This is a genomic window from Brevibacillus sp. B_LB10_24 (assembly GCF_046036945.1).
Taxonomy (GTDB): Bacteria; Bacillota; Bacilli; order Brevibacillales; family Brevibacillaceae; genus Brevibacillus_C.
This window is the reverse complement of record NZ_JBJQOQ010000002.1, coordinates 1-23,561: the sequence shown is the minus strand read 5'-3', so window position 1 is coordinate 23,561 and position 23,561 is coordinate 1. Positions and strand designations below refer to the sequence as shown.

Annotated in this window: 21 protein-coding genes; 9 read left to right on the top strand and 12 right to left on the bottom strand. The window is 51.1% G+C overall.

What is annotated here, in order from left to right; genetic code table 11:
- Positions 1-36 precede the first annotated feature (36 nt).
- The 3 genes from ACI7RC_RS03000 to ACI7RC_RS02990 form a co-directional block, all read right to left on the bottom strand.
- The gene (locus ACI7RC_RS03000) at positions 37-1,191 is read right to left on the bottom strand and encodes a M20 metallopeptidase family protein (protein ID WP_408106750.1); all 1,155 of its coding nucleotides are present in this window, start codon (positions 1,189-1,191) and stop codon (positions 37-39) included.
- A 15-nt stretch (positions 1,192-1,206) separates the two neighbouring features.
- Positions 1,207-2,610 carry a YfcC family protein gene (locus ACI7RC_RS02995; protein ID WP_408106749.1) on the bottom strand — a complete coding sequence of 468 codons (1,404 nt, stop codon included), beginning with the start codon at positions 2,608-2,610 and terminating at the stop codon, positions 1,207-1,209.
- Between the two features lie 175 nt (positions 2,611-2,785).
- Positions 2,786-3,667, bottom strand: coding sequence for a LysR family transcriptional regulator (locus ACI7RC_RS02990; RefSeq protein WP_408106748.1), 882 nt, complete (start codon positions 3,665-3,667; stop codon positions 2,786-2,788).
- A 130-nt stretch (positions 3,668-3,797) separates the two neighbouring features.
- Here ACI7RC_RS02990 and ACI7RC_RS02985 point away from each other — a divergent pair, with 130 nt between their 5' ends.
- The 8 genes from ACI7RC_RS02985 to mscL all read left to right on the top strand — a co-directional run bounded on the left by ACI7RC_RS02985 (position 3,798) and on the right by mscL (position 12,667).
- Positions 3,798-4,853 carry an ornithine cyclodeaminase family protein gene (locus ACI7RC_RS02985; RefSeq protein ID WP_408106747.1) on the top strand — a complete coding sequence of 352 codons (1,056 nt, stop codon included), beginning with the start codon at positions 3,798-3,800 and terminating at the stop codon, positions 4,851-4,853.
- A 40-nt stretch (positions 4,854-4,893) separates the two neighbouring features.
- Positions 4,894-6,021: an aminotransferase gene (locus ACI7RC_RS02980; protein WP_408106746.1), complete on the top strand. Its 1,128-nt coding sequence runs from the start codon at positions 4,894-4,896 to the stop codon at positions 6,019-6,021.
- A 162-nt stretch (positions 6,022-6,183) separates the two neighbouring features.
- A complete protein-coding gene (locus ACI7RC_RS02975) occupies positions 6,184-6,873 on the top strand; it encodes a response regulator transcription factor (RefSeq protein ID WP_408106745.1) in 690 nt (229 codons plus the stop codon).
- On the top strand, positions 6,866-7,969 hold the full coding sequence (locus ACI7RC_RS02970) for a sensor histidine kinase (protein WP_408106744.1): 1,104 nt from the start codon (positions 6,866-6,868) through the stop codon (positions 7,967-7,969). The genes ACI7RC_RS02975 and ACI7RC_RS02970 overlap by 8 nt, the downstream gene beginning before the upstream one ends.
- Positions 7,970-8,162: 193 nt before the next feature.
- Positions 8,163-9,233: a D-alanine--D-serine ligase VanG gene (gene vanG / locus ACI7RC_RS02965; protein WP_408106743.1), complete on the top strand. Its 1,071-nt coding sequence runs from the start codon at positions 8,163-8,165 to the stop codon at positions 9,231-9,233.
- Entirely contained in the window at positions 9,221-10,069 is an 849-nt protein-coding gene (locus ACI7RC_RS02960) for a M15 family metallopeptidase (RefSeq protein WP_408106742.1), read from the top strand. Before vanG ends, ACI7RC_RS02960 begins: the two co-directional genes overlap by 13 nt.
- Complete coding sequence (gene vanT, locus ACI7RC_RS02955) at positions 10,059-12,203, top strand: serine racemase VanT catalytic subunit (RefSeq protein ID WP_408106741.1); 2,145 nt, start codon at positions 10,059-10,061, stop codon at positions 12,201-12,203. Before ACI7RC_RS02960 ends, vanT begins: the two co-directional genes overlap by 11 nt.
- A gap of 77 nt (positions 12,204-12,280) precedes the next feature.
- Entirely contained in the window at positions 12,281-12,667 is a 387-nt protein-coding gene (mscL, locus tag ACI7RC_RS02950) for a large conductance mechanosensitive channel protein MscL (RefSeq protein ID WP_408106740.1), read from the top strand.
- Between the two features lie 207 nt (positions 12,668-12,874).
- On the opposite strand, the gene ACI7RC_RS02945 is transcribed toward mscL, so the two are convergent.
- Positions 12,875-13,552, bottom strand: a complete 678-nt coding sequence (locus tag ACI7RC_RS02945; RefSeq protein ID WP_408106739.1) for a queuosine precursor transporter — start codon at positions 13,550-13,552, stop codon at positions 12,875-12,877.
- A 217-nt stretch (positions 13,553-13,769) separates the two neighbouring features.
- Between ACI7RC_RS02945 and ACI7RC_RS02940 the strand changes: the two genes are divergently transcribed.
- Positions 13,770-14,249, top strand: a complete 480-nt coding sequence (locus ACI7RC_RS02940) for a CarD family transcriptional regulator (RefSeq protein WP_408106738.1) — start codon at positions 13,770-13,772, stop codon at positions 14,247-14,249.
- A gap of 128 nt (positions 14,250-14,377) precedes the next feature.
- On the opposite strand, the gene ACI7RC_RS02935 is transcribed toward ACI7RC_RS02940, so the two are convergent.
- The 8 genes from ACI7RC_RS02935 to ACI7RC_RS02900 all read right to left on the bottom strand — a co-directional run.
- Positions 14,378-15,970 carry a sensor domain-containing diguanylate cyclase gene (locus tag ACI7RC_RS02935; protein ID WP_408106737.1) on the bottom strand — a complete coding sequence of 531 codons (1,593 nt, stop codon included), beginning with the start codon at positions 15,968-15,970 and terminating at the stop codon, positions 14,378-14,380.
- 174 nt (positions 15,971-16,144) lie between these two features.
- Positions 16,145-16,795, bottom strand: a complete 651-nt coding sequence (gene dhaL / locus ACI7RC_RS02930; protein ID WP_408106736.1) for a dihydroxyacetone kinase subunit DhaL — start codon at positions 16,793-16,795, stop codon at positions 16,145-16,147.
- 32 nt (positions 16,796-16,827) lie between these two features.
- Positions 16,828-17,856: a dihydroxyacetone kinase subunit DhaK gene (gene dhaK, locus ACI7RC_RS02925; RefSeq protein WP_408106735.1), complete on the bottom strand. Its 1,029-nt coding sequence runs from the start codon at positions 17,854-17,856 to the stop codon at positions 16,828-16,830.
- A 32-nt stretch (positions 17,857-17,888) separates the two neighbouring features.
- Positions 17,889-18,896 carry an ABC transporter permease gene (locus ACI7RC_RS02920; protein ID WP_408106734.1) on the bottom strand — a complete coding sequence of 336 codons (1,008 nt, stop codon included), beginning with the start codon at positions 18,894-18,896 and terminating at the stop codon, positions 17,889-17,891.
- Complete coding sequence (locus tag ACI7RC_RS02915) at positions 18,893-20,395, bottom strand: sugar ABC transporter ATP-binding protein (protein WP_408106733.1); 1,503 nt, start codon at positions 20,393-20,395, stop codon at positions 18,893-18,895. Before ACI7RC_RS02915 ends, ACI7RC_RS02920 begins: the two co-directional genes overlap by 4 nt.
- A 16-nt stretch (positions 20,396-20,411) precedes the next feature.
- On the bottom strand, positions 20,412-21,461 hold the full coding sequence (locus ACI7RC_RS02910; protein WP_408106732.1) for a sugar ABC transporter substrate-binding protein: 1,050 nt from the start codon (positions 21,459-21,461) through the stop codon (positions 20,412-20,414).
- Positions 21,462-21,520: 59 nt separating this feature from the next.
- Positions 21,521-22,528 (bottom strand): LacI family DNA-binding transcriptional regulator, encoded by a 1,008-nt coding sequence (locus ACI7RC_RS02905; RefSeq protein ID WP_408106731.1) that lies wholly within the window; start codon positions 22,526-22,528, stop codon positions 21,521-21,523.
- A gap of 255 nt (positions 22,529-22,783) precedes the next feature.
- Positions 22,784-23,561 (bottom strand): VOC family protein (locus tag ACI7RC_RS02900; RefSeq protein ID WP_408106730.1); only part of this gene is annotated, 778 nt, incomplete at its 5' end.

The window sequence follows — 23,561 nt, the reverse complement described above, 5'->3', positions numbered from 1 at the left end:
CCTCCTGAGGCTTTTTTTCTGTTCTTGCAGATCCACTCATTCAAACCGCAGCACAAGCTGGACAAACAGCTCGATAGCTGACGGGATCACGGCTTCGTCGATATCAAAACGCGGGTGGTGATGAGAGTACGCGCTCGCCTCTCCGCCCATGCCGACAAAGATGAATGCACCTGGACAATGCGACAGATAGAAGGCAAAATCCTCGGCGGCCATGGTTGGCTCCATATCGGCGGCATAGACCGATTCCCCAAAGACCGCCTTGACTACTTCTTCCACATAACGGCTTTGCTGGCGGTCATTTACCACTGCGGGTGTTCCCCAATAATACTCCATATGCCCTGCCGCACCGAAACTGGCCGGGATGCCAGCGACGATCCGCTGCATCTGTTTATGCACGCATTGGCGCGTCTCCTCCGTCAGGCTGCGCGCGGTCCCCAGCATCACGGCTTCATTGGGGATGATGTTGAAGGTGCTGCCCTCCTCGACCTTGCCTACCGTCACCACGGCGGACTGCATCGGATTCAGCGCGCGGCTCACAATCGATTGAAGCCCGCCCACGACTTGGCTGGCGATGTAGACCGGGTCGACGGTCTCGTGCGGCATGGCGCCGTGGCCGCCTTTTCCTGTGATCGTGATCTTAAATTCATCGCATGCGCCCATCATGGGCCCGTGGCAAACGCCAATCAATCCCTTCGCGAGCGGCTGCCAAAGATGAATGCCAAAGACGGCATCCACATTGCTGAGCACCCCCTGCTTGATCAAAGCCTCTGCGCCGCTTGGCTCCCGTTCTTCGGACGATTGAAAGATAAAAACCACATTGGGCTTCACCTGGCCTTGATGCTCAGACAGCCATTTCGCGGCCGCCAGCAGCACCGCTGTATGACCGTCATGACCGCATGCGTGGGCTACGCCCGGCACTTTGGAGAGATAGCTTTTCTCCCCTTCCTCCTGCACGGGCAGCGCATCGATGTCGGCACGCAGCGCGATCGTTTTGCTTCCATCCGTCCCTTTCAGGAATCCGACGACACTGGGCGCCTGATAATCCAGAATCGCAATCCCTAGGGCTTCAAGATGCTGCTTAATGTAGGTATGGGTCTGGTATTCCTGGCCCGACAATTCCGGATGTTGATGCAAATAGCGCCGATGGGCGACTGCCCATTCGCCGAGTTCGCGGGAAATCACTGTTTGCATAACGCTTGCCCCCCGTCAAAATGGCCCATAACCAAACAGCTGCGCTACGATGACTGAGACCAGTCCGATTCCGTATTGTGTCATAATCAACGGAAAAATCCATTTCGCCCAACGGCTCCACGGAATTCCCGCGAGCGCCAAGCCGGCCATAAAGTATCCCGACGTCGGAAAAATAATATTGCCGATACCATCCGCCATGGAGAAGCAGAGAACGGCTGTCTGGCGGGTCACGCCTACCAGGTCCGCGAGCGGTGCCATGATCGGCATGGTCAGTGCGGCTTGCCCGCTGCCGGAGGGAACAATCAAGTGGATGACGCCCTGCAATATATACATACCGACCACGCTCAAGGCAGGCGGCAAATGATGAATCGCGGAAGAAGCACTGTAGAGAATCGTATCGATGACATGCCCATTGGTCAAAATGACCACGATCGCTCTGGCCACCCCGATGATCAGCGCGCCGGAAATCAGACCGGCCGCCCCTTTCATGAAGGCGCTGACCGTCTCACCGGCGGAGAGTCGGCCGACTACAGCGATGACGATGCCCAGCAGCGTAAACAGTCCGGCGATTTCCGTGATAAACCATTCGAATTTGACGACCCCGTAGGCCAACACGACAAAATTGAGCAGGAAACAGCCCAACACGGCCTTATGTCGCCTCTCCAGCTTGAGTTCGGCAGACTCTGTCGCCGTGAATTTTCCATCCCCAAAAAAACCGTACCCGCGGTCGCGTTTCACTTTCATAGCGTAACGATAGACGAAAAAGACCGACACCAGATACATCACCACGAACAGGATAATGCGGTAACCCATCCCGGAAAACGGAGGCAGCTGGGCAATTCCTTGGGCAATCCCGACTGTAAACGGATTCATAACAGCCGTCGTAAAACCGACGGAGGCGCCGACCAGCACAATCGCCGCTCCGGTCATCACGTCAAAACCGAGCGCAACCGCAAGCGGAATCATAATCCCCAGATAGGCCAGCGTTTCCTCGGCCATCCCCATCAAAGCGCCGCCCATAGCAAAAAACAGCATCATGATCGGAATCAGCCATTTTTCCTGATTCGCCAGTTTGCGGGAAAGGGTTGAGATAAATGCTTCGATCGTGCCTGTAGCCGTTAAAATTCCAAAAGTTCCGCCAATAATAAGGACAAAAAAGATAATAGAAGATGCCTCTACCATCCCGGTATGAATGGACCCGATCAAACTCATTAGACTGACAGGCGTCGATTCGATTGTTTGGTAGGTATTCGGAACGACTACACTGCGCCCGTCTACATCCTGCCTGGTATATTCTCCTGCCGGGAGAACATACGTGGCAATCGCTGCGAGGAGAAGGACAATCAAGAGCAGCACATAAACGTTTAACTCCCTTTTTTTCTTCAAGGGCGGTTGTACGGCAAGCGGAGATTGACCCATATTCTTACCTCCTTTTTTGTAATCTTTGATTTTTTTAAATCGTAGCACACCTTTGTCTAATCAAACTAATTGAGAAACTTAATGGTTACCATAAAGTTTCTCAATTTCATTCTATTATTTTCTATATAAGGGAAAAGCCGGTTGACACTTGGATGCCACCGGCTTTCTTGTTTCTTCATTTGGCAAGGTCGGCTTCCTGCCAGCCTTCGATCACGGTGTCGGCAAACGAGCGAATCGTGATCTCATCAGCGCGGTTCTTCAAACAGATCAGGTGCGTCTCCAACCGCTGTTTTAGCCGATGCAGCGGGACGAGCGCCCCTGACTCCAGCTCTTCCTTGATCAGATTGGCGCTGATCAGCGCGACGCCTGTCTGATTCATCACGGCGATTTTAATCGCTTCTTCGCTGCTGCTCTCGATCGCAGTAGCAGGATGATAGTCGATTTCCGTGATCGATTGACGATCCAGTCCGTCAAGATTGTAGCTTTCTTTATAAATGAAGGGAAAGTGCTTCAGGATATAGGAGCGGTCATGTTTTTCGTAAATCTCCCGCGTCGTCACGAGGAAGAGCTCTTCTTTTTCCAGCAATCTGGTTTCGATCTCCTGAGTCGGGCTGTGCCCCGCAATGATGCCGATGTCTGCTTCATTCGAGGCGATCATGCGAATCACGTCGCTGCTGTTGCAGGAGACAAGCCTCAAACTGACTTGCGGATGATGGCTTACGTAGGAGCGGATCAATTGCGACAAGTAATGCGTCCAGTAGTACTCCGGGGCAGCGACGACCAGCGTTCCATAGGGTCCGTCCAACAGCTTGATCGCCTTGTCCATCTCTGCAATGACTCCGAACAGCTTGTCGACGTGCTGTTTGATCATTTTTCCCGCCGGCGTCAGGAACGTCTTTTTCCCTACCCGGTTAAACAACGGATGGCCGATTTCCTTTTCCAGGGTTTGTATTTGCAGCGTAATGGTCGGCTGTGTGTATCCGAGCAGCTCGGCCGCTTTGGTCAAATTCAGTTGGTCCGCGACAACCTGAAAGGTTTTCAGCGTTCGAAGCTCCATCCCGTTTCCTCCCCAACGCAGATAGTCTCAACGATCCTTATGGTTACCATAGAAGACGCTAATTTCATTATTATTTTATTCTGTGTTAATGTCAAAGCCAGATACCAAAGATAGAAATGGGGGAACCGCTATGCTGCCATTCAGAGTAATTGAGCAGGCCCATGTCGAACAATTGCTCGATATGAAAAATGTCATTAAACTGGTGGAAAAGGCCTATACGTTAAAGGAACAGAAAGAAGCTTCTCTCTTCCCCATGGTGTTTCACGAGTTTGCGCCCGGCAAAGCGGATATGGACATCAAATCAGGCCATTTGACGGGAGCCAACATTTTCGGACTGAAGCTCGTCTCCTGGTTTGGCGAGAATCCCGGGAAAAACCTGCCTGCGCTCGTCGGTTTCGTGATGGTGCTGGACAGCGAAACAGGCGTGCCCAAGGGGATGATGAGCGGCGAGCCGGTTACCTTGATGCGCACAGGCGCTGCCGGCGGTATCGGCGCAAAATACTTGGCTAGACCGGAATCGGAGCATCTGCTGCTGATTGGCTCCGGACACCTGGCTGCCTACGAAATCATGGCGACGCTCATGACGATGCCGCGGATCAAAAAAGTGACCGTTTATAATGCAAATAGTTACGATAAAGCTGCCGCTTTCTGTGCGACGGCAAAAGCGAAGCTGACGGAGAAGTTTTTGGCTCCGTACAAAGCGGATCAGTCGCTATACAACATGCTGCTCGATCGCATCGATATCGAATATGCAGCTGCCGCCGACATTCGCCGGGCGACGGAAGAGGCGGACATCATCATCACCGCCACCCCGTCCCGCAAGCCGATCATTATGAAGGAATGGGTGAAGCCGGGCACGCATTTCTCCTGCATCGGCGCGGATATGGAAGGGAAGCAGGAAATCGACGAAAACCTGTTTGCGGTTGCACGCGTATTCGTCGATGACGTGAACCAAGCCGTCACTGTCGGAGAGACAAAGACAGCGGTGAAAAAAGGACTGCTGGCCAGGGAAGACATCGTCGCCGAAATCGGCAGCGTGATTCTCGGCCAAACGCCAGGACGTCAGTCCGATCAAGACATTACCATTTATGACAGCACGGGCATCGCTCTGCAGGATTTGATCACCGCCGATTATGTATTGAAGCAAGCGGAAGCCAAAGGAATCGGCACCGTCGCCAAGCTGTAGCCAACTGTAGCCAAACCAATACGCCAAAGGGGGATATGAAGTGGAAATCAAACATTTTGCAGTCGAAGAATGGATGAATAAGTACGAGATGAGCGCGATTTACAATATCGCCGAGACATGTGTTGATTCGTTTACGCTTGAAGACCTGATATCAATCGATGGCACCAATCCCGACGAATTTTTCCGTTCGCTTTATGAGAAAAAGCTGACCTATGGCCATATCGAAGGCTCCCCGGAGTTCAAATCCCTGGTCGCCAACCTCTATGATTCTGTCGATCCGCAAAACGTACTGGTCATGAACGGCGGTATCGCAGCCAACTTCCTGGTGTTTTACTCGCTGGTGAAGCCAGGCGATCACGTCGTATCTGTTCATCCGACGTACCAGCAAATTTACGAAGTGCCGAGGTCGTTTGGCGCCACCGTCGATTTGCTGCACCTGAGGCCGGAAAACAAATATCTTCCTGACCTAGAAGAGCTTCGTTCGCTCGTGAAGGAAAATACCAAGTTGATCTGCCTCAACAATCCGAACAATCCGTCAGGCGCGATCATCGAGCGCGAACTGCTCGAGCAAATCGTCGAAATCGCCCGCTCCTGCGGCGCTTACCTGCTGTGTGACGAAGTGTACCGCAACCTGCTGCAGGATGACGACCTGATCGTCCCTTCTGTCGCCGATCTCTATGAAAAAGGGATCAGCACGTCAAGCATGTCGAAGGTGCTCTCATTGGCCGGGCTGCGTTTGGGCTGGATCGCCGGGCCCAAGGATGTGATCGCCGAATGCTTCAAGCATCGCGATTACACCACCATCAGCGTCGGCATGCTGGATGATATCCTGGCCGTTCATGCGCTGAAAAATTATGACTTGATCCTGAAGCGAAACCGCAAGATCATCAAGGACAACCTGGAGATCCTGGACGACTGGGTCGCCAATGAGCCCGCCATCACGTATGTCAAGCCGCGAGCAGGCACGACCGCTATGCTGAAAGTTGACCTGCCAGTTTCATCGACGGTCTTTTGCGAAGGACTGCTGAAAGAGACCGGCGCCTTCCTGACGCCCGGCATTTGCTTCGATATGGAAGGCTGGGTGCGGATCGGCTACGCATGCGATACGGAAACGCTTCGCCAAGGTCTGCAGAAGGTATCCGAATATATCCGTTCGCTGCAATCATAAACATAGGAAACGGCAGCATGTCCCGGGGGAGTTCTCCCGGGATTTTTTTCCTTTATCTGGGGAGTTCCTCAGGAGCTTTCTACGGCTATCAGCATGCGATATGCTATGATGATAGTTGTACAAGCAAAACTAGCCCTACAGTAAAGAACAGGATGATGGAAAATGCGCAACATTCTCGTCGTCGATGACGACAGGGAAATTGCCCAGTTGATTTCCTTGTATGTAACCAATGAAGGCTTTCACGTCCTCCATGCATATAACGGGCGGGAGGCGCTGGAACTCTTGGAAGCGGAAGCGGTGGATCTGCTCATACTGGATGTAATGATGCCGGAGGTAGACGGGATCGAGGTGTGCCGCAGAGTGCGGGAAACCAAGACCCTGCCCATTTTGATGCTGAGCGCCAAGACAGAGGATATGGACAAGATTCTCGGTTTGATGACGGGCGCGGATGATTACATGATCAAACCATTTAACCCGTTGGAGCTGATCGCCCGGGTCAAATCGCTGCTGCGCCGCAGCTTTTTGTACAACCCCGATGCCAATGGGCAGTCAGACGAGATCTTAAAAATTCACGATGTAGCGATCAACAAGACCGCTCATACAGTAACGGCGAACGATTCGCCTGTAGTGCTGACGTCAAGAGAATTCGACATCCTATACCTGCTTGCCAGCAACCCGGGCAGGGTCTTTCCTGCAGAGGAAATCTTCCAGCGAATCTGGAAAGAGAAATATTACGCCTCCAACAATACCGTCATGGTCCATATCAGCAATCTGCGCGACAAACTGGAGAAACAGCTCGGATACAAGCTGATCCAAACCATTTGGGGAGTAGGGTACAAAATCGATGCGTAATCCGTTATCAGGAATCCGTGGGAAAATCATCGCGTTGTTTTTCTTAAGCATGGTATTGTCCATGTTTACGGTGGTTGTGCTCTATGTTTTTGCGCTCTTTACAGTAGACAGGTACATTCAGCCTTTCAGATCCATTCTCTTGCTGCTGGATTCCGGGGTTGGAGCTCCGGTCGTATTTGCCTTGACCGCGATTGTGTTTTTCGTCATTTACGTCGTCTTGTTAAGCCGCGGTACGGTAAAGTACCTGGTGGAGATAACCAGGGGTGTCAAACAGTTGTCTCACGGCAACTTCGATCTGCAGATTCCGGTAAAATCCAATGACGAACTAGGAGATCTCGCGGAGAACATCAACAGGATGTCCCGCCAGCTGCAATCATCTATCGCTGAAGAGCGCCTCGCCGTCCAAGCCAAAAACGAATTGATCACCAATGTATCCCACGATCTGCGCACGCCACTTACTTCTATGATTGGCTACCTGCGGCTGATCGAGGATGACCGTTACAAAGACGAAGTGGAGCTGCGCTATTACGTCAACATCGCCTATGAGAAGACCCGCCGCTTATACCGGATGGTGGAAGATTTGTTTGAATATACCAGGGTGAGCTACGGACAGGTACGCCTGGAGCTTTCACCGATTAATCTGGTCGAACTGCTCGGGCAGCTGGCCGCGGAATATTCTCTGCAGCTGCGCGACAGTCAGATGGAGATCCAATTGGCTTTTTGCGAGGATAAGGTCATCATCACGGCTGATGGGGACAAGCTGATGCGCGTATTTGAGAACCTGATTGCCAATGCGATCAAGTACGGCCGGGAGGGGAAAAAGGTGGAGATTGCGGTATCGCGTGATGACAACATGGTCGTCATCGATGTCGTCAATTACGGCAGTCCCATTCCTGAGGCTGAGCTGCCCTATCTTTTTGAGCGGTTCTACCGAGTGGAGAAATCCCGTTCAGCAGAAACAGGAGGTACGGGATTAGGGCTGGCCATCGCCAAAAGCATGATCGAATTGCACCAAGGGTCGATCGCGGTCTCCAGCAGCGCAGCCAAAACGGTCTTTCAAGTAAAACTTCCCGTCAAACTTGCGCAAGTCCCCTGACTGAATATCGAATAGCAGAGAACTCGGCTTAATGCCGGGTTTTTCTTTTTTTAGGGATCCTTAAGAAATTCTTAAACTTTCCTTTCAAAAAATTTATAGACGAGTCTGTAAAGTAGGCAACAGATTGAGTCATCGCAAAGCGAGGGCGCGAGCAAAGCTGCGATGGCCGGAATGGATACAGGAGGCTTGCCGGATGGAAAAGAAAACTATCGCCGTATTGTTTGGCGGCTGTTCCAACGAATACGAGATATCGTTAAGCTCTGCCGCCGCGGTTCTCGATCATCTGGATCGAGATCGGTACGACATCGTTATGGTAGGAATTACCCGCGACGGAGTATGGCTCAAGTACAGCGGCAGTGTGGACGACATTCGAAGGGATGCCTGGCATGAGCATCCCAGCTGCTCGCCCGCCTTTATCTCGCCATCCCGAGAGATGAGAGGGCTCGTTGAAGTGACTGACAATAAGTTTCTCCTGACAAAAATCGATGTGGTGTTCCCGGTCCTGCACGGCAAAAACGGTGAAGACGGAACCATCCAGGGACTTCTGGAGCTCTCAGGCATTCCGTTTGTCGGCTGTGACACGCTTTCCTCAGCGATCTGCATGGACAAGGAGATCGCCCATACCCTGGTGCGGGCAGCCGGAGTTGCAACACCCGAATCATTTACTTTGACCAACGGGGAAAAAATCGAAAAAGCAGTGGCTGCCGCGGGCAGGATCGGATATCCGCTTTACATCAAACCTGCCAGGTCCGGGTCTTCATTCGGGATCACAAAGGCGTACAACGAGCGGGAGCTGATCAACGGTGTAAAGCTGGCCCGCATGCATGACGACAAGGTCGTCATTGAACAAAGCATTGACGGTTTTGAAGTGGGATGCGCGGTTTTGGGCAACGCCGAGCCTGTCATCGGCGAAGTGGATGAAATCGAGATCGCCAGCGAATTTTTTGACACCAAAGAAAAATATTCACTCGAAACCGCGGCTATTCACCTGCCGGCCAGAATAGCAGCCGGGACGGCGGCCAAGGTAAAGGAAACGGCGCTGCTCGTCTATAAAACGCTGGGCTGCAAAGGGCTGGCCAGAGTAGACATGTTCCTCACCCGCGATGGACAGCTTGTGTTTAACGAGGTAAACACGATGCCTGGCTTCACCTCCAAGAGCAGATACCCGAATATGCTGCGTTCGATCCAGCTTTCCTACCAGGAGATCCTTGACCGCTTGATACAACTTGCCGCAAAGGAGAATGAAATCACATGGAGCAGATAAAAGACCTCTTCATACCCCGCAGACCGCCTGCCGCCGAGTACGATCTTATCCGGCTGGACCGGACGAAGATTCACGAGGGTCATTTGATTTTGGTCAACCGCCAACATCCCGTAATGCAAAGCGGAACAGGGCCAGACCTGCTGCCGGTAAGCGACGTGCAGGCTGTTCAACTGCCAGGTGGGGAAATCTCCCTCCAAAAAGAATGCCTGAAGCAGCTGGGCGCATTGCTGCAGGCGTGCCGTGCCATGGATCGCATCGTGATCGTCAGCGGTTATCGCTCGAAACAAGAACAGGAAGAGCTCTATGAAACCTCTTTGCAGGAAAACGGCGCCGCTTTTACGGCAAGCTATGTAGCACGTCCCGGCGAAAGCGAACACCAGACCGGCCTGGCCGTTGACGTCGGAGAAAACACCGATGACGTGGATTTCATCTGCCCGTCGTTCCCCGACTACGGCGTCTGCCGGACCTTCAAACAACTAGCGGCCGAGTACGGCTTTATCCAACGGTATAAGGCCGACAAGGAGCACATCACCAACATCGCGTGCGAGCCGTGGCATTTTCGCTACGTCGGCTATCCGCACTCGGCCATCATCGAGCAGCGCGGTTTTTCTCTGGAGGAATACAGCGAATTTTTAAAACAGTACACCTTTGATCGCAATCATCTGTTTATGGAAACGGAACGCTTGCTCATCGAAATCTACTACGTCCCGGCGGAGCAGGGCACGACAGCGATCCCGGTCAATCCCGCTGTCCCGTGCAACCTGTCGGGAAACAACCAAGACGGCTTCGTGATCACAGCATTCCACTCAAAAGGCAGTGAAGATCGTGGCCGCTAAAAACAGCTACATCGGACTGGACCGTTTTAGAATCATTGCGGCTTTGTTGGTCATCGCCAATCATACAGGTCCCTTGACGTCCTACAACGAATACGCAGATTTTCTTTTGACCAGCATTTTGGCGCGCTTGGCCGTGCCGTTTTTCTTTTTCGTATCCGGCTTCTTCTTCTTTCACAAGCTGACGGGAGATCATGTGCAGGACAGGAAGGCGCTTCATCGGTTCGCCTCCAAGATAGGGTGGCTTTACCTTTTTTCCATCGCGCTGTACCTTCCGTTGAATTGGTATGCCGGTCATTTTGCAGATGCGAGCCTGTCCTCCCTGTTCAAGGATCTTGTCTTTAACGGTACCTTCTATCATCTTTGGTATCTCCCGGCCTTGATTCTGGGAATGTATATCACCTATTTCCTCTATAGAAGGATGCCAGCTGCGCTCCTGCTTGCTGTGACAGGGTTTTTGTATCTCGTCGGTCTGCTTGGCGATAGCTATTTTGGTTTAACAGAACAAAACGCGCTCTTACATTCCGTCTACACCTATATGTTTACTCTGTTTGACTACACGAGAAACGGACTGTTTTTCGCTCCCGTTTTTGTCGCATTGGGGGCGTGGACGGCAAGAGCATCTGAGCAAAAACTATCCGCAGGCGTAAGCGCCATCTGCTTTGCGCTGTCACTGGGCTTGATGTTCATCGAAGGGATGATGCTGCACGCGCTTCACCTCCCGCGGCATGACAGCATGTACGTTTTTCTCATTCCCGCCATCTACTTTCTCTGCCAACTGCTGCTCTTGCCGCAGGGAGAGGGAAGCCGCGGCCGATACCTCAGACAGGCAAGCACCTGGATCTACATCTTCCATCCCTGGGCGATCGTGCTCGTGAGGGCGGCGGGCAAGGCGACCGGCTTAACCGATATCCTGGTGGCGGACAGCCTGATTCATTATGTCGCCGTAACTGTTTTGTCGATCGCGCTGTCGGTCGTTGTTGTTCGCCTGACCCGTTTTCGTAAAAAAAAAGATAACCGATACAGGGCTTGGGCCGAGGTGAATCTGGACAATCTGGAACACAACCTATCCCAACTGCAAGGCGTTCTTCGTCCAGGCTGCGGGGTCATGGCGGTCGTCAAGGCCGACGCCTACGGGCACGGAAGCATCCAGGCAGCCAGCCGCCTTTACAAAGTCGGTGTAAGACACTTTGCCGTGGCAGAGGTCTCAGAAGGGATTGCCCTGCGCAAACACGGGATAAGAGGAGAAATCCTCATCCTGGGGTATACAGCAGAGAGCCGGTTTGGCGACCTGGTGCGCTATAAGCTTACGCAGACAGTGATTTGCGCCGATTATGCCGAAGCCTTGCAGGCGTACGGCAGACAGATCAAAGCCCATGTGAAAATAGACACCGGAATGGGCAGACTCGGGGAAAATCACGAGAACATCGCGCGCATCTGCTCGATGTACCGACACAAGAATGTACAGGTGACGGGCACCTTTACCCATCTGTCTGCGGCAGACAGCCTGGAAAGAGCAGATGTCGCCTATACGCACCGGCAAATCGAACGCTTCAACGAGGTGATCGATCGTCTGAGGGTGGAAGGAATTCACCCCGGCACGCTGCATGTCCAAAGCAGCTATGGGATTTTGCATTATCCCAAAATAGCGTACGAACTGGCGCGTCCAGGAATCGCGCTGTACGGACTGCTTGGCAATGAAGCCGATACGGAGCGCGTAAAGCAGCGGGTTGACTTGCGGCCGGTCCTCTCACTCAAGGCGAGGGTGGCACAGGTCAAAGACATCAAGGCCGGAGACCCTGTTGGCTATTCGCGCCGTTTTATCGCCAAGGCGGACAGCAGGATCGCTACGGTCACGATCGGATACGCTGATGGCATCCCCAAAGTTCTCTCGGAAACAGGCGGATATGTACTGATCCGTGGCCAAAGGGCACCAATCGCCGGCAATATCTGCATGGACCAGTTGATGGTAGATGTGACGCATATCGAGGGAGTCCGGGCGGGCGATACGGTGACGCTGATCGGACAAGACGGGGAGGAGACGATTACGGCAGGACAGATTGCCGGGCAAAGCGGCACCATTGCGAACGAAATCTTGAGCCGCCTGGGGATGCGGGTAAAAAGAGTATATCAGTAACTTCGAACCTGTTTTTTCCGCACGAATTACGGTATAATAGCTGACCGAACAGTCGAAAAAAAGGAGACTTACAAACCGTGTGGAAAGAATTTAAAGCTTTTGCATTAAAAGGAAATGTATTGGACCTTGCGATCGGGGTCATCATCGGAGCGGCTTTCGGCAAGATCGTTACCTCTCTGGTGCAAGATATGCTCATGCCGGTCATCGGCCTGCTCCTGGGCGGCTTGGATTTTACACAACTCGAATTTACTTATGAAGATGCCACTGTCAGGTACGGGACATTTCTGCAAACCGTAGTCGATTTCTTCATCATCTCTTTCTCGATCTTCCTGTTCGTAAAGGCGCTTACCAAATTCAAGAAAAAGGCGGAGGAAAAACCGGCAGCACCGCCGGCACCTTCCAAAGAAGAGGAACTGCTTGCGGAGATCCGGGACCTGTTAAAACAACGCCAGGGATTGGAGTAAGCCATAACAGCATAGAAATCCCCTCACGGCTGACTGTACTCAAGACAGTCCGCCTGAGGGGATTTTTATGCGAGAAGACCCTTCGTTCAGCGGCCTGCGGGAATGCCGGGAAAGCAGTCAGCACCTCTCCAGCAAGCCGGCTAACAGCGCGGCCCGTTTTTGCTCGCTCTTTTTCCCAGAGCGAGCTTGTTCTTTCGTCTATTCGACTTACCTTCTTGCCCATTTAACCAGCAGATATATAAACGGTGTGCCGATTACTGACATCGCTACCTTGACGCTGAATTCTGTTGAGGTAGCCAGGAACATTTCAGATACCGGCATGATCCCCCAGAAGCCTACGATGAAGAAAACCGCTGTATCCAACAGCTGACAGATGATCGTCGAGACATTGCTGCGCAGCCACAGATATTTTCCGTTTGTCTTTTCACGCAGCGTAGTAAATAAGTAAATATCGATGTTTTGGCTGATGGAATACGCGACCAAAGAGGCAAGCACCATTCTCGGTACGCCGCCCAAGACCATCTCCAGCTCCTTTTGATTTTCAAAATAAGGTGCTGACGGCATGTGAATGACAAGGGTAAACACCCCAACCATGAACAGGTTCATGCATAAGCCTGTCCAGATCGCCCGCCGAGCTACCTTCCTTCCCCAGATTTCCGAGATCGTATCCGCCATCACAAAAGTGATCGGATAAAAGAAAATAGCTGCCGTTACATTGGCGAACCCCACGTCGACCACCTTGATCGCGACGATATTGGCTACCATTAACGCCGCGATAAAACTCGCTGCCAATACGATCAGCTTCTTGGTAGTCTTGTCTATCGACAGGTACGGAATCGCTCCTCCTTCCGATAGACCGCTTGTTGGTGTCGTCCCTCTGTTCAATTTTCATTCCCCCATAGTTTTGTTTATAGACAGGATGGTTTCGAACTGTCTTGATACAGCATATTACAACCAGCTTCATTTTTACAGTAAAAAAAATTTTACAATAGGTATATTACCAACAAATTATATCGTTGACAACATTAAATTGCACATGGTAAAATTAATAATTTTTGTTATCCGAAAAAAGTATGTTATACTTATAGCAGGAGGTGTAGGTATGTTTCAAGTCGGCGACAAGATCTTTTACCCGATTCATGGTGCAGGCATCATTGAGGCGATTGAGGAAAAGGACTTTCTGGGTGAACACCATCTTTATTATGTTTTAAATATGCTGTTGAGAGAACTTCATATCATGGTTCCTGTCGAAAAAATATCCTCTCTGGGCATCCGTCAAATTGTCGACTTCAGGGTGATGGAAGATGTTCTCGCCAGTTTTCATGAAGGTGAGCCAGATATCTTGACAAATGCCAACCTGCGCTATCGGATCAATACTGATAAGTTGAAAAGCGGAGATATACACGCGGCGGCCGAAGTAATCCGGGAATTGCTGTGGATCAGCAAGCAGAAGGTGCTGGGAACGGGAGAACGTATTATGCTGGATCACGCCCAACAAGTTTTCATCAGCGAACTTGCACTCGTTAGAGGAATTGATTCCGAAAAGGCGTCTGTTCTGTTAAGACAAGCTGTTGAGCATTAGAACAAGCTTTTCATGAGCTTTGAGCGATAAGGGAAACGCCAAGCCGAAAAAGGTCGAGCTCCTGTCCCGACCTTTTTCGGCTTGGCGATCCGATTCGCCGGCTTGCCTGCCTCGCTACCTTGCCAGATTTACAGACTAGACTCTTGCTGATCCGCAACAATAGTCTGGTTTCTCCCCGATTCCTTAGCCTGATACAAAGCTTTGTCAGCTGTATGTATCAGCTCTTCCACCGAACCGGAGTGTAAAGAATAGTTTGCGATGCCGAGAGAGACGGTAATCGGCTGGCCAATAGGTGTGTCGCTTTTTTCCAGATTGGTTCGAATTCGTTCGGCTGTCTTGTAAGCATCATTCACATCAGCATTCGCGAGAAGAACAATAAATTCTTCACCGCCAAAACGGCAGCAGATATCATCCGGTCGGACTAACTGGGTAATCATATTCGCGAAATGCTTTAACACTTCGTCCCCGGCAGGATGGCCGTATGTGTCATTAATGAATTTAAATCTGTCAATATCCATGATAATGATAGAAAAAGGGGTTTGCTCCTGAATCCATTTCAGCATAATCGTTTCCAACGTTCTGCGGTTTGGCAAACCTGTTAATAGATCGGTCATTGCATCAAGTGTCAATTGATCGGTCCGTTTTTTTATGTCCAGAAATGCGTACCGAATGGCTTCTGTTAACAAATTGGCTTCTCTGTTCCAATGTTGCTTTTCTTCGGGAAGTTGGACGTCTTCGCTTCCGATTTTGCTCACAAGGTCAGCCAGGTCCACAATAGGTCTCGCCAGTTTGCGTGCAAGCCATACGACCAACAGCACCAATAACGCGAATGGAGGCAGCAAAAACAACAGAATGGTTTGGATATGATCGTATAATTGCTTATTGACCACACTGATAGGCGAGACCACTACTACACCCCAGCAATTTCCCGGAACCTTCACGTATCCAGCGAGTACATCCTCTCCGCTTAAGTCGACCACTTGTTCAAGTCCACTTTTACCTAGATTCAGCAAGCGAACGACTGGATCGGCGCTGAGATCCTCACCTAACCGGCTTTTGTCGCGATGGAACAGCAAATGACCATTGGAGCTCACGATGTAAAAAGACGAACCTGTTTTTTCTGTTGGATTGCTTCCAAAGATCATATTCAATATGTTGTTTTCCTGTAGATAGATCGATCCTCCAATAAAACCGCGGTATATTCCATCCATATCGAAGATCGGTTCGCTCATGAATACGATCAGACGTTTGGTATTCGTGGTGATGTAGGGATGGGAGACGTAGGGTTTCTTCGAAGCCAGGGCCTTCTTTGCTTCTCTCGTTGAAATATGATTGCCGGCGATGTTGTCGGTTTCTGCTGACACAGCTCGAACAACTCCGGTTTCATCCACCACAACTAAAGAGTTAAAGTAGTTACTGCTATGTCGAAGCAATTCTAAATTAGAATGTACTGCGTCATCTCTATAAGCGGGAGTATATTTCGATAAGATGCTTGCCGAGTAACGCAAGCTGCTTCGCATAGATGTAAACAGAGAGTCAATGGTCTGGCTCATCTTCACTGCGCTTGAATAGTTTAAGATGAGTATCGTGTCGATTAGCGATTGTTTTTTCGATTTATAGGAGGCAAGGAGAACAATGGATAATGTCAAAACAACCGATAAAGTGACTAAGCCAGTAAGAAGCGTAGCCAGACTAATCTTTTTCGGTTGATTTGTTATCATTTTGTGTAATCAGCATCAGATGCCGCTCCTTTTGTTCTAGATACACGATACCTACATTAAAAATACCAAACTGTATTATAAGCCAAATCAAATATTGATGCCACCAACCAGCATGTTCCGCTTATCAACGTGAAAACGGAAAGGGAGGATTCCTCCTCCCTTTTGTCTCCTTATTCAGGTGCCTGGCTGGCTATTAACATAGTTGGCAAAACCTTTGAAAAAGAGCGCCCCCACAGTAGCTCCCGGATCCTGGTGTCCGATTGAGCGTTCGAGATACCTGCCAGCCCGGCCGTGACGGGATTGCATCCCGATCGTGCGCTTTGCACCGTCTTCTGCTGCCGCATAAGCATCGTTGATCGCTTCCTTTAACGGCTTGCCCGCCTGGTGTGCTGCTTCCAATGCATCCATCGCGGGAACGACGGAATCGAGGATCGTCTTGTCTCCGACCTTCGCCTTGCCCCGCTCCATGAAAGCCTGAACCATCGCACTGGTCATGGTGTACAGATCCTCCACATGTAACTCCGTTTTTCCCTGCATCACCTTTCCCCCGCGAATCAATGCAGACGCCATTAAAGTTCCCATCGTGGATGCTACCGTTTCCCCCATCACAAGCGCGCTTCGCATCAAGACAATGCCGATGTTCTCATCCGGAATGTTGGGCAGATTTTCCGTGACGGCCCGGAATCCTTTGGACATCGTCAAGCCGATGTCACCATCGCCCAGCGCTCCGTCGAGCTGGCAGAGGTAATCTTTCTGTTCGTCCATCAGCCTGGTAATCTCGGTTAAAATATTTCGCATGTCAGCCAACGTCAGCGTTTCTTTCACATCTCTTTCCACCTTTGTCTCTTTTGTTAGACTTACAGTTCGTTTTGCGTATAGAAGGGCGTATGGAAAGGCGCATCCAGCAGCTCGCGCAGTTCATCGTTGAGACGCAATATGGACACGGAAAGGCCGGTCATTTCCAGCGAAGTGGCAAACTCGCCGATATAGCGCTTGTAAATTTGTATCCCTTTTTCTTCCAAAAGTTTATGCACGGTTCTGTAGATAATGTATAGTTCTTCCAGAGGCGTGGCTCCTAATCCATTGATCAGCACGGAAACATCCTCGCCCTGCTCGATCGGCAAATCGGCCAGAATCGCCGTCACCAGGGATTTTGCGACTTCGTCGGCTGTTTCCAGCTTTCCGCGCTGAATCCCAGGCTCGCCGTGAATCCCCATGCCGATCTCCATCTCGCCTTCTCCGATCGTAAATGTCGGACGTCCGACCGCCGGCAGGATGCAGGGCGTCAGTGCAACGCCCATGGTGCGGACGTTCGCATTGGCCATTTCGGCGATGCGCTTTACCTCATCCAGATTGGCCCCTTGTTCCGCTTTGGCAGCAGCCAGTTTATACAGATAAAACATGCCTGCCACACCGCGCCGTTGGTGCTCATATCCGGCAGGCATGGATGCCACGTCATCTGTCGCCACAACGGTTTCTACGCGGATCCCTTCCAGATCGGCCAATTCTGCAGCCATATCGAAATTCATCACGTCCCCGCCGTAGTTCCCGTAGATGTACAGCACTCCCTCTCCGCCATGTATGGCTCTCGTCACATCCAGCATTTGCTGGGAACTGGGAGAGGCAAAAATATCCCCTACCGTTACCCCGTCCAGCATTCCTTTGCCCACGTAGCCGAGGAACAAGGGCAGATGACCGGAGCCGCCGCCTGTCGCGATGGCCACCTTTCCCCGTACAGGAGCATCGATTCTGGCCAGCGCACGGTTGTCGCTTCTGACGCTCTTCAATTGATCGGAATGCGCGAGCAGCAATCCCTCCAACATATCATCTACGACTTTTTCCGGATCGTTAATAAACTTTTTCATCACATTCACCTCTTGGCTCATCTGTGTTCCCTCCGTTTATTCAGCATGTTTTGTCACCCTGCTTTTTTGTTGCTTACAGAGTCGATCAGTGCGGCAAAAATAATGACAATTCCCATGATCAATCCTTGATAGTGCGAGGAGATATTCATGAGATTCATCCCGGTGTTTAAGACGTTGATCAAGAGAACCCCTACCAAGGTGCCAAAAATCGTCCCTCTGCCGCCGGAGAGACTGGTACCGCCAATCACCACGGCGGCAATTGCCATCAGCTCCAGGTTTGAACCTGCCAAAGGCGTTCCCGAGCCGAGCCTGGCTGTCATCATCAAGCCGCCGAGGCCAGCCAGAGTGCCGGCGATGATATAGACCATCATTTGGACGCGTTTGACATTTATCCCGGAGAGCTCGGCCGCTTTCTTGTTGCTGCCAATCGCGTAAACATGGCGGCCGAACACGGTGTTGGACAATACGTAGTGAGCCGCCAGGAACATGACGACCGTAATCAGGATCATCACCGGAATGCCGGCAATTTGACCCATGCGGAGAAATTGCAGAGTCGGGTCTTTATAGACAGAGATGGTTTGGGCGTCCGAATAGACCAAGGTCACAGAACGGGCCGCAGCCATCATCCCCAGCGTGACAATGAACGGCGCCATATTAAATCTCGTAATGAAGAACCCGTTTATCACGCCGCTAGCCGTACCTACCAGCAAGCCGACCAGGACGGCGACGATCAGCGGCATGCCTGATTGAACCATGCCTGCGATAAACATACCGGAAACGGCGACCACTGATCCGACGCCCAGGTCGATCCCCGCTGTAATAATCACATAGGTCATCCCGATGGCCACCACGCCCATAATGGCGCTTTGCAAGAAGATGTTCAGGATGTTGTCGATCCGCAGAAACTGTTCCGTTGCCATCGAAAAAAACAGGCAGAGCAGCAGCAAGGCAATCAGTACTTTATTTTTTAGCAGCAGCGAGAGAAAGCTGCTTTTTTGCTCCTCTTTTCTTTTCACTGCTTCAACAGAGGATTCATGTAAGGATGCACCCTGGTTGCTCATACTTCCCCCCCTTTTGTCGCACACAGCATAATCTTCTCCGGCGTGACCTCCTCACGGGTAAACTCGCCGGTAATCCTGCCGTCTGCCATCACCAGTATCCGGTCGCTCATGCCGATCACCTCCGGCAGCTCCGATGAGATCATGATGATGGAGGTGCCTTGTGACGCCAGCTGTTGGATGATCTGGTAAATCTCCGATTTGGCGCCGATATCAATGCCGCGGGTCGGTTCATCCAGGATGAGAATGCGCGGCTTTGACTCCAGCCATTTTGCGATGATGACCTTCTGCTGATTGCCGCCGCTCAGATTGGATATGACCGTACCGCCGTGAGGTGATTTGATCCGCAGCTCGGATATGTGCCGATCTGCCGCTTCCCTCTCCCGCCTTGCGCTTACTTTGCGGAATCGTCCGGCAAATCGCTTCAAGGTGGCTAGGGTAATGTTATGGGTGACGGAAAAATTGCCGATCATTCCATGCTGTCTGCGGTCCTCCGGCACCAGCGCAAAGCCTTGCGATATGGTATCGCGGGTTGATCTGACTTTAGTCTGCTTGCCGTCGATCCAGATTTCTCCGCCCGATATCGGCTCGACGCCGAAGATAGTCTCCATCAATTCAGTCCGTCCGGAACCCATCAGCCCGGAAAACCCGAGAATTTCCCCTTTATGCAATTGGAAAGAGATGTTTTCAAAGACGCCCTTCCGTCCCAAATTCTTGATCTCCAAAACCACTTCCTGACTGACTGTTCCCTGTCTCTTGGGGAAAATTTGCGTCAATTCTCTTCCGACCAGCATGCTTACGATCTGATCCGGTTTGAGCTCCTTGGAGAGCCCGCCGCCGGCATTGCATCCGTCGCGAAGCACCACTACTCTGTCACAGATCTCGTATATTTCTTCCATCCGGTGAGAGATGTAGATAATCGCAATGCCTTTTTCCTTTAAGGAACGGATGATTTCAAACAGCTTGGCTGTTTCCTGCTCGGTTATCGCCGACGTCGGCTCATCCATGATGATCACTTTCGATTGAAAAGAGAGCGCCTTGGCGATCTCGACCATCTGCTGCGTGCCTACAGTCAGATCGTCGATAACCGCCTTGGGATTTATGTCAAACCCAAGCTCGCCGAGAAGGCGTTCGGCATCCAGAAACAGCCTTTTCTTGTCCAAGGAAAATCCCTTTCGCGGCAGTGAGTGAATAAAGATGTTTTCCGCAACCGTTAAATGGGGCAGCAGATTCAATTCCTGGTGGATGATGCTGATCCCTGCCCTCTGCGAATCCTTGGGGCCGCGCAGCACGATTTTCTTTCCTTCCAACCAGATATCGCCCGCATCCGGCGTGTAAATCCCGCTTAAAATTTTCATCAGGGTCGATTTTCCTGCTCCATTTTCCCCGAGCAGACCGACAACCTCCCCCTCGCTAATGCTGAAGTCAACATTGTCCAGAGCTTTCACACCGGGGAATGCCTTGGAGATCCCGGTCATCTTCAGCAGAGCTGCCTTCTCCATCACAGATCCTCCCGCGTCAGTTGCTCTTTAATTCCGTGGCCCATAATTTTTCCGTATCCACATTCTCCTTCGTCACCAGGAAATTACGGGTATAGGTATGCGCCTCAACCTGTTTCTTCTCGATCAAGGCCTGCTTGACGTAATCGACCGCCATCTCGCCCATTTCGATAGGGACCTGGGAGATCGTCGCATCGATGCGTCCGTCTTTGATCGCCTGCACGGCTTGACGGGTGCCGTCGATCCCAATGATGATGATATGCTCTTTATCCTCCAGCGGTTTAAATCGGCCAGCTTGGTCAATCGCATTTGCCGCTCCTACCGTATTGTCGTCATTGTGGCCAAACACAGCGTCAATTTGCGGGTTGGCCTGCAAGATGTTCGTCATGACATTTAACGCCTTTTCCTGGTTAAAATCAGCCGCTTGGCGAGCGATAATCTTAATATTCGGATACTTTTGTTCGATTTGTTCGTTGAATCCCTTGCCGCGGTCACGCGCAGCCGTTGATCCCAGCAGCCCTTGCAATTCGACGACATTGCCGACGTAATCCCCATGCCTCTCTTTCAATTTCTCGGCGATATAGTCTGCCGCTTTGCGTCCCATTTCGACGTTGTCTGTCTCCAGAAAAGAGAGCAGTGTCCCCGCTGATGCCCCCCGGTCAAGCGCGATCACGGGTATGCCGGCCTGATTGGCTTTTTCGATCGCCGGCACGATGGCATCGACATCCTGCGGATTGACGATAATGACGTTCACGCCTTTTTGAATCATGTCTTCGATATCGGAAACCTGTTTGGCCGCGTCCCCGTTTGCATTGGTATTAATCAGTTCAAATCCGTTCTTCTCCGCTCCCTGTTCCACTCCTTGCTTCAGCGCTACGAAAAAGTCGATGCTGAGAACCGAGTTGGACATCCCGACCTTCAGTTTTCCGTTTTCGGCGCCGGCAGAAGCATTGTTGTCGGATGGGGCGCTGCCGGATCCAGCGCTTGTCCCCGTGCTCTGGCCCGAACTGCAAGCCGCGAGCAATCCGACCAAAGCGAAAGCTGCGAGCAAGCTGATTATTTTTTTCATATCATTGACCCTCCATTCATTTTTTTATCTAATGAAACCTCTGGCGGCGTACGGCACCTTTAGCGAGTGTGCGTGCCGCAAGAGGTTCCGATGATGAATTTGGGCGTTACCAAAAACTCCTTGGGCTGATGGATATGCCTGTCGGTTTCAATTCGCTCAAACAAGATCTCAGCCGCTATTTTTCCGACTTCATAAGGATCTTCTTTCGCTATCGTAAACCGGGGACGCAATATGCCGTACTCGTCGATATCGCCAAATCCCACAACCCCCACATCTTCCGGGACATTCACTTCCATCTCCCACAGAGCCCTGATCGTCCCGGCAAGGGCGATGCGGTTTGTGGCGTATATGCCATCCGGAAGGCCATCCTTCTCCAATTTTTCCCGAACAGCCGTTGAAACAGCTTCGATCTGGACGCCGACTTCCAGAAAGGCTTGTGCCTGAGCATCCAACCCCAATAGCTCAACCGCTCTTGCAATCCCTTCATGCCTTTCCACTTCGACCGAATTGCTCAGCGCTCCATGGATAAACAACAGTTTGCGAAATCCGTGGAAATACAAATGCTGCACCAGTGTAATAGAAGTATTGATATTCTCGTGGACCACGGTATCAAAGCGGGAATTCTCAACCCTGCGGTCCACGAGCGTGACCGGAATCGTATTCGGCACGATCAGCTCATCCAGCTTCCTGCCGGTCGGCACCATGACAATTCCGTCTACCCGCTTTTCGATCAACCACTCAAGCGCCTTCCTTTCCTGTTCCGGGTTGTTGTTGTGCGAACAAAAAATCAGGCTGTACTCCATTTCATTTGCGACGTCTTCCACCGACTTCATGATTTTCGTCATGTACGGATTGGATATGTCCTCAACAGCCATCCCGATCATGTTCGTCTTTGCCTGTTTGAGACTTCTCGCAACGGCGTTGGGCTTGTAGTTTAACAGCGAGATGGTCAAGAGGACTCGCTCTCGAATCTTGTCACTGACGTAACCGGAATTATTGATCACTTTTGAGACCGTACCAATCGAGACTCCTGCCGCCGCAGCTACATCTTTTATTGTGGACGTCATAGATCACCTCGTAATGAAACGTTTCATTTTACTTGCAAAAATAGGGGATCGATCCTGTTTTTGTTATTCAATTATGCCGCTTTACCTGGAGTAAAACGTTTCATTGCCATCAGTATAAATCGTTAGCGCTTTCATTTCAATATATTATTTTAAATTTTTACCATATTCACAACAGTTAAACTGCAAAAATGAAACGTTTCATTTATTCTTATTCAGGTAAAAGAGTACGCCCCCAGCAAATGAGCGGCGCACATATCACATCCCGTTGTACTGAAGCAAATCATATCGATTGCCGTACAGGTCTTCAAAGACCACTTCGATCCCCCAGGGAACCGTCTTTGGCTCGCCAAAGAATTGAACACCCTTGGCTTTCATCATCTCGTAATCCCGTTGGCAATCGTCTGTCTGCAGCACAAGCAGCACATGGTTGGCAGCCTGGCTGCCCACGCGCTCCAGCTTTTCCGCCGTATCCGCTTTGACAAAGACAATGGCCGTTTCGTTATTTTTTGAAGGCGCGACCGATACCCATCTCATTCCGTTGCCAAAGGAATTGTCCGTCAACAGCACAAATCCCAAACACTCCGTATGAATACTCCCGCCACTTACCATCGCTGAGGCTCTGGTTGAAGTGGGGGTTTCTGGTGTAACAATCTCAAAATACCGAATGTGTAACACCAGAGGAGTTGACACGTTGACGAACTGAGTACCGTCCAACCCCTCTATCGCATGAGCCGAAGCGGTTGGGACTACTTTTCGCTGGATTTTGGCTGCACCGTTCAGATCGGCATTTACCAAGCCTTTCCCACTCTTATATACGCCGCGTTTGATCCTTTTTCCGGAGAACCGATATGTGATTCCTTGTTCATAGGGGGGGAGGGGATCGCGATCCAGAAAACTGGCCTTGGAGGTGTAGGCTTCTTCTGTGAATTGTACATCAATCCCCTTTTGAGCTGCTTTATATTGGATCATGGAGGTTAACAGATGATGAGGGATATGACAAAAGGACTGGTTGTTTCTTTTGCCGATGTTGGCT

Coding starts and splice junctions, on each gene's coding strand:
- ACI7RC_RS03000 (WP_408106750.1), bottom strand. CDS start 1,191: ATGCAAACAGTGATTTCCCGCGAACTCGGCGAATGGGCAGTCGCCCAT.
- ACI7RC_RS02995 (WP_408106749.1), bottom strand. CDS start 2,610: ATGGGTCAATCTCCGCTTGCCGTACAACCGCCCTTGAAGAAAAAAAGG.
- ACI7RC_RS02990 (WP_408106748.1), bottom strand. CDS start 3,667: ATGGAGCTTCGAACGCTGAAAACCTTTCAGGTTGTCGCGGACCAACTG.
- ACI7RC_RS02985 (WP_408106747.1), top strand. CDS start 3,798: ATGCTGCCATTCAGAGTAATTGAGCAGGCCCATGTCGAACAATTGCTC.
- ACI7RC_RS02975 (WP_408106745.1), top strand. CDS start 6,184: ATGCGCAACATTCTCGTCGTCGATGACGACAGGGAAATTGCCCAGTTG.
- ACI7RC_RS02970 (WP_408106744.1), top strand. CDS start 6,866: ATGCGTAATCCGTTATCAGGAATCCGTGGGAAAATCATCGCGTTGTTT.
- vanG (WP_408106743.1), top strand. CDS start 8,163: ATGGAAAAGAAAACTATCGCCGTATTGTTTGGCGGCTGTTCCAACGAA.
- ACI7RC_RS02960 (WP_408106742.1), top strand. CDS start 9,221: ATGGAGCAGATAAAAGACCTCTTCATACCCCGCAGACCGCCTGCCGCC.
- ACI7RC_RS02940 (WP_408106738.1), top strand. CDS start 13,770: ATGTTTCAAGTCGGCGACAAGATCTTTTACCCGATTCATGGTGCAGGC.
- ACI7RC_RS02935 (WP_408106737.1), bottom strand. CDS start 15,970: ATGATAACAAATCAACCGAAAAAGATTAGTCTGGCTACGCTTCTTACT.
- dhaK (WP_408106735.1), bottom strand. CDS start 17,856: ATGAGCCAAGAGGTGAATGTGATGAAAAAGTTTATTAACGATCCGGAA.
- ACI7RC_RS02920 (WP_408106734.1), bottom strand. CDS start 18,896: ATGAGCAACCAGGGTGCATCCTTACATGAATCCTCTGTTGAAGCAGTG.
- ACI7RC_RS02915 (WP_408106733.1), bottom strand. CDS start 20,395: ATGGAGAAGGCAGCTCTGCTGAAGATGACCGGGATCTCCAAGGCATTC.
- ACI7RC_RS02910 (WP_408106732.1), bottom strand. CDS start 21,461: ATGAAAAAAATAATCAGCTTGCTCGCAGCTTTCGCTTTGGTCGGATTG.
- ACI7RC_RS02905 (WP_408106731.1), bottom strand. CDS start 22,528: ATGACGTCCACAATAAAAGATGTAGCTGCGGCGGCAGGAGTCTCGATT.